This window comes from Deinococcus ficus, assembly GCF_003444775.1.
GTDB classification, from domain to species: Bacteria; Deinococcota; Deinococci; order Deinococcales; family Deinococcaceae; genus Deinococcus; species Deinococcus ficus.
In genome coordinates this window covers 1,329,153-1,342,848 of sequence record NZ_CP021081.1, presented here as the reverse complement: position 1 = coordinate 1,342,848, position 13,696 = coordinate 1,329,153, and the positions used below count along the sequence as shown (strand labels likewise).

General features: G+C 72.0%; 12 protein-coding genes. 3 read left to right on the top strand and 9 right to left on the bottom strand.

The window, feature by feature from the left end; genetic code table 11:
* Positions 1-42: 42 nt before the first annotated feature.
* From DFI_RS06565 to upp, 4 genes are all read right to left on the bottom strand, one after another.
* On the bottom strand, positions 43-972 hold the full coding sequence (locus tag DFI_RS06565) for a diacylglycerol/lipid kinase family protein (protein WP_027462596.1): 930 nt from the start codon (positions 970-972) through the stop codon (positions 43-45).
* A gap of 29 nt (positions 973-1,001) precedes the next feature.
* Positions 1,002-2,141, bottom strand: coding sequence for a non-hydrolyzing UDP-N-acetylglucosamine 2-epimerase (gene wecB, locus DFI_RS06560; RefSeq protein WP_027462595.1), 1,140 nt, complete (start codon positions 2,139-2,141; stop codon positions 1,002-1,004).
* Positions 2,138-3,301, bottom strand: coding sequence for an MraY family glycosyltransferase (locus tag DFI_RS06555; protein WP_043777651.1), 1,164 nt, complete (start codon positions 3,299-3,301; stop codon positions 2,138-2,140). The genes wecB and DFI_RS06555 overlap by 4 nt, the downstream gene beginning before the upstream one ends.
* 81 nt (positions 3,302-3,382) lie before the next feature.
* On the bottom strand, positions 3,383-4,006 hold the full coding sequence (gene upp / locus DFI_RS06550) for a uracil phosphoribosyltransferase (protein WP_027462594.1): 624 nt from the start codon (positions 4,004-4,006) through the stop codon (positions 3,383-3,385).
* Positions 4,007-4,202: 196 nt separating this feature from the next.
* Between upp and DFI_RS06545 the strand changes: the two genes are divergently transcribed.
* Complete coding sequence (locus DFI_RS06545; RefSeq protein ID WP_244940340.1) at positions 4,203-5,252, top strand: right-handed parallel beta-helix repeat-containing protein; 1,050 nt, start codon at positions 4,203-4,205, stop codon at positions 5,250-5,252.
* Positions 5,253-5,314: 62 nt separating this feature from the next.
* Here DFI_RS06545 and DFI_RS06540 read toward each other — a convergent pair whose 3' ends face one another.
* Positions 5,315-6,169 (bottom strand): phosphotransferase family protein, encoded by an 855-nt coding sequence (locus DFI_RS06540; RefSeq protein WP_027462592.1) that lies wholly within the window; start codon positions 6,167-6,169, stop codon positions 5,315-5,317.
* A 115-nt stretch (positions 6,170-6,284) separates the two neighbouring features.
* Here DFI_RS06540 and DFI_RS06535 point away from each other — a divergent pair, with 115 nt between their 5' ends.
* A complete protein-coding gene (locus tag DFI_RS06535) occupies positions 6,285-7,082 on the top strand; it encodes a YkgJ family cysteine cluster protein (protein WP_081425797.1) in 798 nt (265 codons plus the stop codon).
* A gap of 9 nt (positions 7,083-7,091) precedes the next feature.
* On the opposite strand, the gene DFI_RS06530 is transcribed toward DFI_RS06535, so the two are convergent.
* The gene (locus tag DFI_RS06530; protein WP_022802120.1) at positions 7,092-7,604 is read right to left on the bottom strand and encodes a metal-binding protein; all 513 of its coding nucleotides are present in this window, start codon (positions 7,602-7,604) and stop codon (positions 7,092-7,094) included.
* 88 nt (positions 7,605-7,692) lie between these two features.
* Here DFI_RS06530 and DFI_RS06525 point away from each other — a divergent pair, with 88 nt between their 5' ends.
* Positions 7,693-9,723 carry a S8 family serine peptidase gene (locus tag DFI_RS06525; RefSeq protein ID WP_043777649.1) on the top strand — a complete coding sequence of 677 codons (2,031 nt, stop codon included), beginning with the start codon at positions 7,693-7,695 and terminating at the stop codon, positions 9,721-9,723.
* Here DFI_RS06525 and DFI_RS06520 read toward each other — a convergent pair.
* The 3 genes from DFI_RS06520 to DFI_RS06510 form a co-directional block, all read right to left on the bottom strand.
* Positions 9,695-10,915 carry a serine-tRNA(Ala) deacylase AlaX gene (locus DFI_RS06520; RefSeq protein WP_043777646.1) on the bottom strand — a complete coding sequence of 407 codons (1,221 nt, stop codon included), beginning with the start codon at positions 10,913-10,915 and terminating at the stop codon, positions 9,695-9,697. The genes DFI_RS06525 and DFI_RS06520 overlap by 29 nt on opposite strands.
* Before the next feature lie 80 nt (positions 10,916-10,995).
* Positions 10,996-13,119, bottom strand: coding sequence for an MDR family MFS transporter (locus DFI_RS06515; protein WP_027462589.1), 2,124 nt, complete (start codon positions 13,117-13,119; stop codon positions 10,996-10,998).
* Positions 13,116-13,637, bottom strand: a complete 522-nt coding sequence (locus DFI_RS06510) for a MarR family winged helix-turn-helix transcriptional regulator (protein ID WP_043777643.1) — start codon at positions 13,635-13,637, stop codon at positions 13,116-13,118. The genes DFI_RS06515 and DFI_RS06510 overlap by 4 nt, the downstream gene beginning before the upstream one ends.
* Positions 13,638-13,696 lie beyond the last annotated feature (59 nt).

Here is a 13,696-nt window from a genome sequence, read left to right as displayed (position 1 = left end):
CACCGGGGACTCCGGTGGGCCGCCCTGCTCTTTCGGGTGCGGTCAGGCGTTCAGCAGCGTCACGGCGCCCGGCAGGACCACGACCTCCAGTTCCGAGACGGTGCCGCTCAGGTCGCCGTCCAGGTGCAGGGGCTGCGGCGCTGCCCAGCGCACGTGCGCCCGCTCACCCTGCGCGTGCCGCACAGCGGGGTGCCCCAGGTGCCGGCCGCGCAGGACGCGCAGCATCAGCCCGACCAGCTGCCCGCGGCTCACCCGGGTGCTGGTCAGGACGTTCAGCAGGCCGTCCCGGGCGTCGGACAGGGGGCTGATCTGGAACCCGCCGCCGAAGCGCTGCCCGTTCATTACGGCCGCCAGCGCGGACGGCCCCTGGTACAGCCTTTCCCCATCCACGGTGATCTCCACCTCCGTCAGGCGGAGTTCGCGCACGGTGACCACCGCCGCCCAGGCGTAGCGGGCCAGGCCACTGAGCCGGGCGGGCACGCGGGTCATGTTCGCGGTGACCTGCGAGTCGAAACCCATGCCCAGGCCGTTCAGGAGCGCGGCCTCGCGCCCCGCCTGTTCGCCGGTCAGGATGTGGACCCGCAGGGCGTCCACCTGCCGCGGCGCGAAGGCCAGCCGGTCCAGCGCCTCGGTGAACGCGCAGGGGCGCAGGCCGGTCATGCCGGCAAAGTCGTTCCCGGTGCCCAGCGGGATCATCGCCAGGGGCCGCCCGGCCGGCCGGTCCTGGCCGATCAGGGCGGGGAGCACGCCGGCGACGGTGCCCTCGCCGCCCAGGGTCATCACGGCGTACTCGGGCGGCAGGGCGTCGAGCTGCTCCAGCGCGGCCGCGGCCGAGTCGGCCTGCACCAGGGTGTGGGTCAGGCCGCGGCGGTCCAGTTCGGCGCGGAGTTCCGGCCAGGCGCGCCGGGCGAGGCCCCCGCCGGCGTGGGGGTTCAGGACGACGGCGAAGGGCCGCTTGGGGGTGTCGGTCACGGTCGGCCGAGCATAGCCGGGCGGGCCGGTCAGCGCCAGTCGGCGGGCCGGTCGGCCAGCCCGAAGTGCCAGGCGATGGCCTGCGCGATCCGCCGGGCGGCCTGCCCGTCCCCGTAGGGGTTCGGGGCGCGGCGCATCGCTTCCAGCAGGTCGGGGCTGGAAAGCAGTTCGTTCAGCACGGCTTCCAGGGTGGTCGGGTCGTTCCCGGCGAGGCGCAGCACGCCGGCCTCCACGCCCTCCGGCCGCTCGGTGACGTTGCGCAGCACCGCCACGGGCACGTTCAGGGCCGCGCCCTCCTCCTGCAGGCCGCCGCTGTCGGTGGCGAGCAGCACGCTGGCGGCCATCAGGGGAGCCATGTCGCTGTAGTCGAGCGGCGCGGTGAGTTCGAAGTTCGACACAACCTCCAGCGTGGGGCGCACGGCCTCCTGCACGGCCGGGGACAGGTGCACCGGGTAGATGAAGTGCGTGTCCGGGTGGGCGGCGGCCACGCGGGCGAGGGCCTGGGCCATCTCGCGCATCATGGGCTGGTTCTCGCGGCGGTGCATGGTGACGGTCACCAGCCGCTGCCCGGCGGCCACGCGGGCCTGCCACTCGGGGCGCAGCGGCACCCGGCCGGCCACCTCGCGCACGGCGTCCACGGCGGTCTGCCCGGTCACGAAGATGCCGGTTTCCGCCTTGCCTTCGCGGCGCAGGTTGTCGCGGCTGCCGGTCGTGGGGGAAAAGTCCAGGGTGCTGAGCACGCCGGTCAGGCGGCGGTTGGCTTCCTCCGGGAAGGGTTCGCGCAGGCTGCCGCTGCGCAGCCCGGCCTCCACGTGCCCCACCGGGATGCCCTCGTAGAAGGCGGCCAGGGCCACGCAGAAGCTGGTGGTCGTGTCGCCGTGCACGAGGACCATGTCGGCGCCCATCTCGCGCAGCACCGCGCCTGCCTGCGGCACGATCCGGGCGGTGAGGTCCGCGAGGGTCTGGCGCTGCGTCATCACGTTCAGGTCGCGGTCCGGCGTCAGGCCGAACACGTTCAGGGCGCCGTCGAGCATCTCGCGCTGCTGCCCGGTGGAGAGGATGAGGGGCGTGAGGCCCGGCTGCGCTTCCAGGGCGCGGTACACGGGGGCCATCTTGGTGGCTTCCGGACGGGTGCCGAAGGCCAGGACAATGCGTTTGCTGGAGGTCATTGCTTCTCCGATGGGGTGGCGTCGGGATCGGGTGCCGCAGGGTCGAGTTCACGGCGGTGGGCGCGCACGCGGCGGGTGGCCACGAAGCCCAGGCACACCGTGATGATCAGGACCGTCATCAGGATCGCGCGGGGGTCCACGCCCTGCAGCCACATCCCGAACGCGCCGCAGGCGGTGGCGACCGCCCAGAGGATCACGGCAGTGCGGCGCGCGGACGCGGTGCGGGCCAGCACGCGGTGGTGAATGTGCGTCTTGTCCGGGTGGCCGAGGGGATTGCGGATGCCGCGTGCCAGCCGGCCGATCACGACCTGAGTGGTGTCCACGACTGGCAGGGCGAGCACGATCAGGGGCACGAGCAGGCTCGCCCCGGCACTGAATTTCAGGGTGCCGAGCAGGCTCACGGCGGCGAGCGTGAACCCGATCAGGTACGCGCCGGCGTCGCCCATGATGATGCGGCTGGGGTTGAAGTTGTACCGCAGGTACGCCAGGGTGGCGCCGGCCAGCCCGGCGAGCAGGATCACGGCGGCGGCGCGGTCCGTGAACTGGGCGGCAGTGACGAGCAGCACCATGCTGACCACGAAGCCCACGCCGCCCACCACGCCGTCCACGCCGTCCATCAGGTTCACGGCGTTCGTGAGGCCCACGATCCACAGCACGGTGAGCACGGTGGACAGCGGCCCGGCCACCGGGTCCGGCAGGACCGGCAGGAACGGAATCGCGTTGAAGTCGATCTTCAGGCCGTTCACGATCAGCAGGGCCGCCACGAGCGCCTGCACCAGCAGCCGCGTGACCGGGGACAGGCCGAACTGGTCGTCGATGAAGCCCGTGAGGACGAGCAGGGACGCGCCCAGCATGATGGCCAGCACCTGGATGTTCACCAGTTCCACCACGATGGGCCGCCCGGCCCAGGCGACGATCACGCTGGCGACGAAGCCCGCGAAGATCGCCAGGCCGCCCGCGTTCGGCAGGGGCTCGGTGTTCAGGCGCCGGGCGTTGGGCATATCGGCCCAGCCGGCCTGCACCGCGAACTCCCGGAGACGCGGAATGAAGCGCCAGGTGAACACGAGGGCCGTGAAGAAGGTGACGAGCACACTGAGAAACCCGGTGCCCAGGGGGTCGGCAATGCCGATCTGTGCCATGACGGCCCGAAACGCGTCCATAAATCTCAAGAATTGTAAGCGCCTTCGGCAGGAGGAAGGCGTCCCCCGAAAGAGGGACGCCCCATCCGCCGGGTGGCGGCCTTACTTCGTGCCGTAGATGCGGTCCCCGGCGTCGCCCAGGCCGGGAACGATGTAGCCGTGGTCGTTCAGGTGGCTGTCCACGGCGGCCACCACGATGTGCACGTCCGGGTGGTCGCGTTCGATCACGGCGACACCTTCGGGCGCGGCGAGGATGCACATCAGGGTGATGTTCTGCGCCCCGGCGTCCTTCAAGCTCTGGATGGCGGCGCTGGCGCTGCCGCCCGTGGCGAGCATGGGATCCGTCACGAACACGCGGCGCTCAGCGATGTCCGCCGGGAGCTTGTTGTAGTACGCGACGGGCAGCAGCGTCTCCGGGTCGCGGTACAGGCCGATGTGCCCGACCTTCGCGGCCGGCACCAGGGTCACGATCGCTTCGGTCATGATCAGGCCGGCGCGCAGGATGGCGACCAGCGCCAGCTTCTTCCCGGTGAGGACGGGAAAGTCGCCCTGCTGAATGGGCGTCTCGAGGGTCTCGGTGGTGAGTTCCAGGTCGCGCATGGCCTCGTAGGCGAGCAGCAGGCTCACCTCGCTGGCGAGTTCGCGGAATTCCTTCACGCCGGTGCGGACATCGCGCATCAGGGTGAGTTTGTGCTGAACGAGCGGGTGGGTGACGACAGAAACCATGCTCCCACCATACCCGCCGCGGCCGGGCACGCCACCAGGGCCAGATGGCCTGCGGGGACCGCCGCCACGTCCTTCATGCTCGGTTTCACCTCGTTTCCCAGTCGGTAGGGGTGCGGTAGCGTGGTTCTGCCGGGGAAGAAGCGTCCGTCCCGCGGTAGGGCCGACGGCCAGTTCCCTGCGCTCAAACAAGGAGTTCATGATGCGTCACCGTCTTCTTTCCGCTTCCCTGCTCGGCGTGTCCCTCCTCCTGGCGGCGTGCACGTCCCCGTCCTCCCCTGCCCCGGCGCCCGGCCCCGGCCCGGTCGTGGACACGCCCACGGCCACCGGCCGGGTGCTGACCGTCGGGCCCGGCAAGACCTACGCGACCGTGCGCGCGGCCGTCGCGGCAGCCCTGGACGGCGACACCGTCCGCAACGACCCGGGCACGTACACGAACGACTTCTTCGAGGTGAACCGGAAGATCACCATCGAGAGCGCCAGCGGCCTGGCCCGGCTGGTCGCCACCGTGCCCCCGCCGAACGGCAAGGCTATCATCACCACGAACACGGACGTGACCCTGCGCGGCCTTGAACTGACCGGCGCGAAGGTCCCGGACCGCAACGGCGCGGGCGTGCGCTACCAGGGCGGGCACCTGGTCATCGAGGACAGTTACCTGTACGACAACGAGAACGGCCTGCTGGCCGCCAGCGCGCCGCTGGGCAGCATCCGCATCACCCGCACGGAGTTCGCGCACAACGGCCTGGGCGACCCGGGGCAGACGCACAACCTGTACGTGAACGAGGTCGGGCAGCTGACCTTCGAGCGGAGCTACTCGCACAGCGCGGTGGTGGGCCACGAGTTCAAGAGCCGGGCGCGCAGCACGACCATCACCGACAGCCGCCTGTTCGACCTGAACGAGACCGCCAGCTACAGCTTCGACACGCCGAACGGAGGGAACCTGACCGTGACCGGCAGCGTCATCGAGCAGGGTGCCCGCAGCACGAACTCCGCCATCATGACCTACGGCACGGAAGGGCTCACGCGCGAGGGTCGCACGGTCACCATCTCCGGGAACACCTTCGTGAACCGCCGTTCCACGGCGCTGGGCATCCTGAACCCGGGCAAGGTGCCCATGACGGTCACGAACAACACGCTGTACGGCCTGAGCGTCACGCAATTCCTGAACGGCACGACCGGCACCGTGTCCGGCAACGTGGTGACCACCACCCTGCCGCTGCTGGACACGTCCCACCCGTTCACGCGGTGAGCTGAGCAGACACGGCGGCCGGGCGACTGCGGGTTTGGCGCCCGGCCGGGCTGGTCATCCCGTCAGGGGCGCAGGGGGAGGCGGGCCAGGGCGTGCCGGGTGCGGGGCACCTTGCGGTCCCGCTCCCGCTCGAACTCGTACGGGGCGTTCATCAGGAACCAGTACAGGTCGTGCAGGGTGGTCAGGGCCAGGTAGGCGCGGTAGCGGGCCAGGGTGGGCCGCTCGGTGTCCGGGAGCAGGCCCAGCGCCGCGTGCAGGCTGGCCTCGGCGTCCAGCAGGTCCAGGGTGCCGGTCTTCAGCAGGGCGAGGTCACGCAGCGGGTCGTCCCAGGTGGCGCGGGTCCAGTCGATGATCAGCACGTCGTCGCTGTCGCGGGCGATGAGGATGTTGTCGTGCCAGAGGTCCAGGTGGCAGAAGGCCGCGGGGCCTTCGAGCAGGCCGGCCTCCAGGGGGCCCTCGACGGCGTCGAAGAAGTCCTCCAGGGGGTAGGCAGCCAGCGCGCTGCGAAAGCGCAGGACCCGCTCGCGCACGCGGGCGGTGTCCACCTGCCCGTGGCGGTCGGCGTGCAGGGCGCGCAGCTGCATCCGCAGTTGCGGCAGGGCGCGGGGCACGTCGCGGGCGGTCAGCGGCCGTCCCGGGAAGTGCCTCAGGATCAGCGCCTCGACGCCGTCGGCTTCCACGGTGTCCACGATCCAGCGGTCCAGGCCGGCGCGGCGCATGTTCGCGGCCTCCAGGGTGTGCTGCCCCAGGTGGTTGCGGTACACCTTGACCACGTGCGCGCCGTCCGGCGTGGTGTACACGCGGCTCTGCATGCCGGCGGACATCGCCTGGAGGGTCCCGAAGCGGGCGTCCAGCGTGGGAAACCGGGTCTCCTCGGCGGGGCCGGCAGGCGTGGAGCGGGCGTTCGGGGCGGTCAAGGTGCGGGGCTCCGATGCCCGGCCCGGTGGGGGGCGGCGGAGGGAGACAGCGTGGCAGTGGGGAACCCGGACATCGGCACGGTGCGGCGAGTATACGCGCGCTAGGCTGCCGGCTATGACCCGCCGTCCGGCCCGCCGTTTCACCCCGTCCCCTGCGCCCCGGGAGGCGGGCCCCCCTGCCCCAGCGCGCCCGGCGGACGACGTGGTCGGCCGGACGGTGCAGGACGCGTACCGGCGATACGCCCGGCAGGCCGGAAACTGGCTGACGGGGTACGCGGCGCGCGGCGGGCAGGTGTACTGCGGGGCGGGGTGTTTCGCGTGCTGCAACATGCCCATCCGGGTGAGTCTGGCCGAGGCGCTGGTCACGGTCCGGGCGCTGGGCGCGGCGCAGCGCGCGGCGGTGCAGGCGCACGCGCGCCGCGTCGTGGAGAACGCCCGCACGGCCCGCAATGACGAGGAGTACGTGCAGAGGCACCGCACCGAGGTCGGGTACTGCCCGCTGCTGGACCGCGCGACCGGGTCGTGCTCGCAGTACGACGTGCGGCCCACCCGCTGCCGCGACACCTTCAGCGCGCTGCCGGCCGTGTACTGCGAGGCCGGCACCTGGGAGGCCATGAACCGCCGGGAGCGGGAGGAGTACCGCCGGACGGTCGCGCGCACGCCCGGCACGGACGGGGAGCTGCACTTCATCGCGCCGCTGGAGCACCTGTCCGAGCCGGTGTGGGTGGCGGCGGCGCGGGTGATGCGGCAGACCTGGGGCGTGGAGGTCTGGGGGGACTTCTGGGTCCTGACCACGCTGGCGGCCGACCCGGCGTTCATGCAGGCAGTGGAGGCCGGGCAGGGCCGGGCGGCGTGGCAGGCGGCGGCGCGGCGCGGGCTGGCGCACCGGGCCCTGCTGGAATTCGGCGCCTGAAGTCGGGCGTCAGCGCCGGCGTTTGCGGGCGCTGCGGCGCAACCCGTGGTCCGGGCGGACGCCGTCGGCGATCAGGTGCAGCCACTGGCTGAGGTAGTAGCCGGCCACCAGGGGAATCAGGAATTTCGTGTCCAGCGGCTGCGGGATGGCCGGCATCTCCAGGCCGGGCAGCAGGTAGCGCAGCAGGCCCACCACGATCACGGTCACGATCGCCAGATAGGCCAGCCGGGTGAGGGGGCCCACGACCCAGGTGTGCGACAGGCCGCGGTGGCTGAACACCATGCCGTACGGCACCCACAGGAAGCCCAGCAGGCCCCAGTGGCGTTTGCTGTCCACGCGGCCCTCCGCGAGGTCCAGGTCCGGCGAGAGCAAGAACGTCCCTGCGGCGAACGCCAGCGTGAAATTCAGCGCCTGGGTGGGCGTGACCACCCACAGGCCGGCGCGGGTGGTGTACAGCGCCCCGGCGGCCAGAACGCTGTACGCGGCAATGTTGATGAGGTTGTGAACGCGTCCGCTGGGCAAAGTTCACCCATTGTGCCAGCCCGGCGGCGCGTGGGGGCGTCCAGGCCCTCATCCGCCGTCATGTGAGCTGCGGCATGCTGGGCAGATCATGTCATTCCGAGCTTCTGCTCCGCTGCTGATCGCCGCGGCCCTGCTGCTGGCGGGCTGTGACCGGTCGTCCAGCCCCGGCTTTCCGAACCAGACCGTGACCGTGGGGCAGGGCACCAGCGCGCCGCTTACGGCCAACTTCACGGGCAGCTGGCAGATCACGAACGTGCCCGCCTGGATCACCGTGACGCCGCTGTCCGGGCAGGGGCCGGTGAACGTGACGGTCAGCGTGGACCGCCGCGCAGGCACGCCACTGACCGCGGACCAGCCGGAGCTGAGCGGCAGCTTCGAGGTGACGTGGCAGGACGTGTTGCGCCGCAGCGGCACCTCGACCGTGCAGGTCAGGGCGGCGCAGTTCGAACTGACCGGGCGGATCACCGACGGTCAGACCGCCAGCGTGCAGGGCGCGGACGTGGCCGTGCAGGCCCTCCGGGCCCAGGAGCCGGCCGAAACCCGGGGCGTCATCGTGAAGTACCGCGCGGGCGGCGCGGTCACCGCCCAGTCGGCCCGGCCGGAGGCGCAGGCGGCCGCCACACTGCGCGCCCAGGGTGTGAACGTGGGGTCGGTGCGCGCCCTGGACGCCCGCACCAGCGTGCTGCGGGTCAGGGACGTGCGGGCGGCCCTGGCCGCCCTGAAGGCCGACCCGGCCGTGGAGTACGCCGTGCCCAACGCGGTATTGCACCCGCAGCAGACGGGGCCGCTGGTCTTCCCGGTCTCCCCCACCGACCAGTACGCGCCGCTGCAGTGGCCGTTCCGGGTCACCGGGTATCAGGCGGTGTGGAAGGACATGCAGGCCGGCGCGTACACCCGCCCAGTGACGGTGGCGGTGCTGGATTCCGGCGTGCGGTTCGACCACCCGGACCTCGCGGGCGGCCTGTGGGGCCCCGGGGAGGGAGCGCTGGACGTCCTGGCTGGAAACAACGGCGACGGTGATGGGCCGGACACCGACCCCACCGATCCCCTCGTGCCCGGGCGGGTGGGGGGCAGCCACGGCACGCACGTCACCGGCCTGATCGTGGCGCGCTGGGGCGAGAACCAGGGCAGCTGCGAGGGGTGCAGCACGACCGGCGTGGTCGGGGCGAGCGCCGGCGCGCCCGTGAAGGTGCTGCCGGTGCGCGTGATCGACGCGTACGGGGACGCGGAGGTGGCGGACGTCGTAACCGGCGTGCGCTACGCCGCGGGCCTGCCGGTCACGCTGGACGGCGTGACGTACACCAACCCCCACCCGGCGCAGGTGATGAACCTGAGCCTGGGCGGCGGCATCAGCGCGCAGGACGCCCGGCCCATGTGCGACGCGATCGCCGAGGCCCGGGCGGCCGGGACGCTGGTCGTGGTGGCGGGAGGGAACGGGTACAGCACGGTGCCGTACTACCCGGCCGCCTGCACGGACGCCGTGGCGGTGGGCAGCGTGACATTGAGCGGCCCGGGCACCCTGACGCACGCGAAGTACAGCAACCGCTACGCGCAGATCGTGCTGTCCGCGCCCGGCGGGTCGGACTCGGTGACGGACGCCTTCAACGGCGCCCTGCTGAACGGCGCGCGGTTCCCGGACTCGGTGTTCAGCACGTCCTGGAACTACACGAAGGACCAGCCCAGCTACGAGGGCATGTCCGGCACCAGTCAGGCGTCGCCGCAGGTGGCGGCCCTGGCGGCGCTGCTGCTCAGCAAGGGCGTCACCACCAACGCCACCGACACGCTGGAGCGCCTGATCGCCACCAGCCGGGACCTCGGGCCGGCGGGCCGCGACGAGTCGTACGGGTTCGGCGTGATCAACGCCGCGGCCGCGCTGAACGCCCCGGCGGTCACCGGGCTGCGGGTGGTGGACGACGCGGCGCGCAACCTGCTGCCCCGCGTTCAGGGGACCGGCGAGTTCCGCGCGTGGCTGGGGGACGGCACGTACCGGGTGATCGCGGGCACGGACGTGGACGCGAACGGCGTCTTCGGTGAGGTGGGCGAGCCGCGCGCCGAGACGGCGGTGACGCTGGGAGCCAGCCAGCCGAGCGTCAGGCTGCCGGACCTCGTGGTGCGCTGAGCCGCGCCTGTACGGCCTCCACCGCAGCCCGGGCGAACAGCCCGGGCTGTTCTGTGCGGCCCTGCGCCAGGTCGGGCTTGCCGCCCCCACGGCCCCCGGTGACGGCCAGCACCTCGCGTAGCACCTCACCGGCGGGCACGGCCAGGTGAGCGCTGGCGACGCCGCACCCGCCGTCCGGGGTGCAGGCGATCAGGACCCGGCCGGCCGGCACCTGCCGCAGCGCCGGGGTGAGCAGGCTGGCGTCCTCGGGGTCCAGGGTCAGGGTGAGGCAGGGTCCGGCCATGTTCTGCGCCTGAACGAGGGCGGCAGCCAGCCGGGTCCGGAGGCGCTCGGCCTCCGCCTGCGCAGCGCTGAGATCCACCACAGTGGCCTGCACGCGCTCGGGGAGGCCCTCTACCGGCACGCTGAAGTCCTGCGCCAGGGCCCGCATGCGGCGGTGCAGGCCGCTCAGGTGCGCGGCGGCTTCCTCGCCGGCCATGAACACCACGCGGGTCAGGCCGGCCTTCTGCCGTTCGGTGCGCAGGACCACCACGGGGCCGCACTGGGCGGCGCGGGGGACGTGGGTGCCGCCGCAGGCGCTCACGTCGAAGGGCTCGCCGCTCGCGTCCCGGAAGATCACCAGCCGCACCTGTCCACTGACTTTCGCCTCGCGTCGCAGGGGGTAGCGGTGCAGTTCGTGGTCCGGGACGACGGGGGTCTCCAGGGTGAGCTCGGTGCGGCCCAGCGTCTCGCGCAGCAGGGCCTCGGCGGCCTGCACGTGGGTGTCGGCGGGGTCGCCCTTCAGGTCCAGGTGGCATTCGGCGCTGCCCATGCTGACGGCCACCACCTCGAAGGCGGGATTCACGCGCCGGAACGCCTGGGCGAGCAGGTGCTCGGCGGTGTGCCGCTGCATGTGCCGCCAGCGGCGCCCAGGTTCGATCTCCCCGTGAACGGCCGTACCCGGCGTGGGCAGCGCCCCGTCCGGGTCCAGGGTGTGCCACACCAAGCCCTCGCCTTTCACGACCCGGACGTCGGTGACGCGGGCCTCCCCGCCGGTCCAGCGCAGGAGGCCGGTGTCGGCGTTCTGTCCGCCGCTCTGCGGGTAGAAGGCGCTGGCGTCCAGGGCAACCTCCCGGCCCTGCACGGCGAGGACCTGCGCGGTGAAGGTGTGCCGGAGGGGGTCGGTGAAGTCCAGGCGTTCGGTGGGGCGCATGGGGCTGATGCTAAAGGGTCCGGCCGCCCGCCCCGGGGTGGGGGAAGGCGGCCGGGCGGGGCCAGTGATCTGGGCTGGGGTCAGAGTTCCACGTGGGTGGGGGCGGGCGCGCCGGCCTCGCCGCGGCGCGGCATGGTGAGGTTGGGCATCATCAGCGTGGCGAGCAGGGCCAGGATGCCCACGCCGATGCAGTACAGGTAGATGTGCGCCACGGTGTCCGCGAAGGCGACCTTCACGGCGCGGGTGCTGGCGAGGCTGATCTTCTCGCCGTCGTTCACACCGGCCAGGGCGGCGTCCAGCGCCTGCTGCTCGGCGGTCCGGGCGGCCTCGTCCCGGCCGGCGGTCAGGCCCTGCTGAATGCCGGCCAGGATCTGCGCGCGGGCCTGCGGGCTCTGGAGGGCGGCGGCGGGAATCGCGGCCAGTCGAGCGCGCAGATCGGCGGGCAGCTGCGGGTTGGCGGCGAGCGCCTGAACGCGGGCCGGGTCACCACTGGTGATGGCGGCCTCGATGGCGGCGCCCGTCTGGTCGAAGCCCTGGCGAACCGCGGCGGCCACGCCTCCTTCGGGGATGTCGGTGAAGCGTTTCTGCACGTCGGCGGGCAGGGTGGTCACGAACTTGTCGGTGCGCACGGCCTCGCGCGCGGCGGGGTCGCCGGTGCGGACCAGGGTGGTGAGGTTGCGGCGCAATGCATCGAAGCGCTCGGTGATCTGGGCGTTCGTTTCGGGGGCGGCGTTGCGGTCGATGCCGCCGCTGCTGTTGCCCCCGCCGTGGCTGACCTGCTCGCCGATGCTGGTGAGGGTGGTGGCGACCGTGCCGGTGTTCGCGCGGGCCTGCTCGGCGAAGGCGGTGCCGAGGTTGCTGGTCAGGCCGCTGGTGAGGATCGCGCCGAAGATGGCCACGCCGATGGTGCTGCCCATCTGCTGGAAGAACTGCCCGGCGCTGGTGGCCACGCCGATCTCCCAGGGCTTCACGCTGAGCTGCAGGGCGGTGGTGTACAGCGGGAGGGCGGGGCCCATGCCGAGCCCGAGGAGGACCATGCGGATGATCACGCTGGTGTAGCTGGTATCGGCGTTCAGGGTGCTCAGCCACCAGAAGCCCAGGATCATGACCATCAGGCCGAACAGCATCAGGGGCTTGTACTTCCCGAAGCGGCTGGCGATCTGGCCGCTGGTGACCGCCCCGAAGATCAGGCCGAAGGTGAGCGGGATGGTGGCGGTGCCGGCCTGCGTGGCGCTGACGCCCTGCACCTGCACGAGGTACAGGCTGAGGAACAGCACGGCGCCCAGGAAGGCCGCGCCGAACAGGAAGCGGGCCAGCGAGCCCCACAGGAAGGTGGGGTTCCGGAACAGGTGCAGCGGGATGATGGGGCTGGGGTGGCGGGTCTGGGAGGCCAGGAAGCCGACCAGGGCGGCGGCGCTCAGGGCGAACAGGCCGAGCACGGTGGGGCTGGTCCAGGCGTAGGTGCCGTCGGCGCCCCAGGTCAGGGCCAGCAGCAGCGGCACGGCGAAGATCAGGATCAGGGCGGCGCCCAGCCAGTCCACGCTGGCTTTCAGGCCGCTTTGCAATCTGGGCATCTTGAACCACAGGAACGCCAGGGCGAGCAGGCCCAGGGGCAGGTTCACGTAGAACACCCAGCGCCAGGAGACGTGGTCGGTGAGCCAGCCGCCCGCGAGCGGGCCGATGACGCTGCTCAGGCCGAACACGGCGCCGAACAGGCCCTGGTACTTGGGCCGCTCGGCCGGTTCGAACAGGTCGGCGATGATCGCGAAGGCCACCGAGCCCAGCGCGGCGCCGCCGACGCCCTGCAGGCCGCGGAACACGACGAGCTGCATCATGCCGCCGCCGAACAGGTTGCCCAGGAAGGGTTCACCGGCCATGCCGCACAGCGCCGAGCCGATCAGGAACACGGTGATCCCGAACATCAGGATGGGTTTGCGGCCGTACAGGTCCGAAAGCTTGCCGTAGATGGGCACCAGGGCCGTGTTGGCGAGCAGGTAGGAGGTGGTCACCCAGGCGTACAGGTTCAGGCCCTGCAGTTCGCTGATGATGCGGGGCATGGCGGTGCCCACGATGGTCTGGTCCAGGGCGCTGAGGAAGAGGCCCAGCAGCACGCCGAAGAGGATGATCCGCTTGGTGCGCATGTCCAGGGTCTGGCTGTAGTCGATGTGGCCTTCGGGGGCACCGGAGGGGGTGGCGTGCGTCATGGGGTCTCCTGCGGGTCGGGGCAAGGGGCGGGCTGCTGCGCTTCCAGGTCGGTGAGGAGCGCCGCGAGGGAGTCGTGGGCGGCCTGGAGGCTCTGGGGGGAGAGCTGCGCGAAGGTGCGGATGTAGGCGTTCACGAAAGCGGAGTCCATGCCGGCCAGCACCGCCTGCCCGCGCGCGCTGAGGCTCAGGCGTTTCTCGCGGCGGTTGTCCGGGTTCTCCTGACGGTCCGCGAGGCCGCGCTGCACGAGCCGCTCGACGAGGTGGCTGGCGGCGGGGAGGCTCAGGTGGGTGCGGGCGGACAGTTCGGTGACGGTCAGGCCGGGCGTGGCGCGCAGCTGGTGCAGGGCGGTCATCTGCGAGAACGACAGGTCCAGGTCGGTAAGTTCGGCCTGGAGGCCCTGCATGACGTGGCTGCTGATGTAGCGGTGCAGCTGCTTCATGGTCTGGCCCAGGGCGATGGCGGCCTCGCGGGAGCCGGCCGGCGTGTCCTGGGAGGGGGGCGTGTCGGGCACGGTCATGCTTTCACTCTTGCAACCTTCTCGGTCATGAGACCAATTGAGCCTTGCAAGTGTCCATT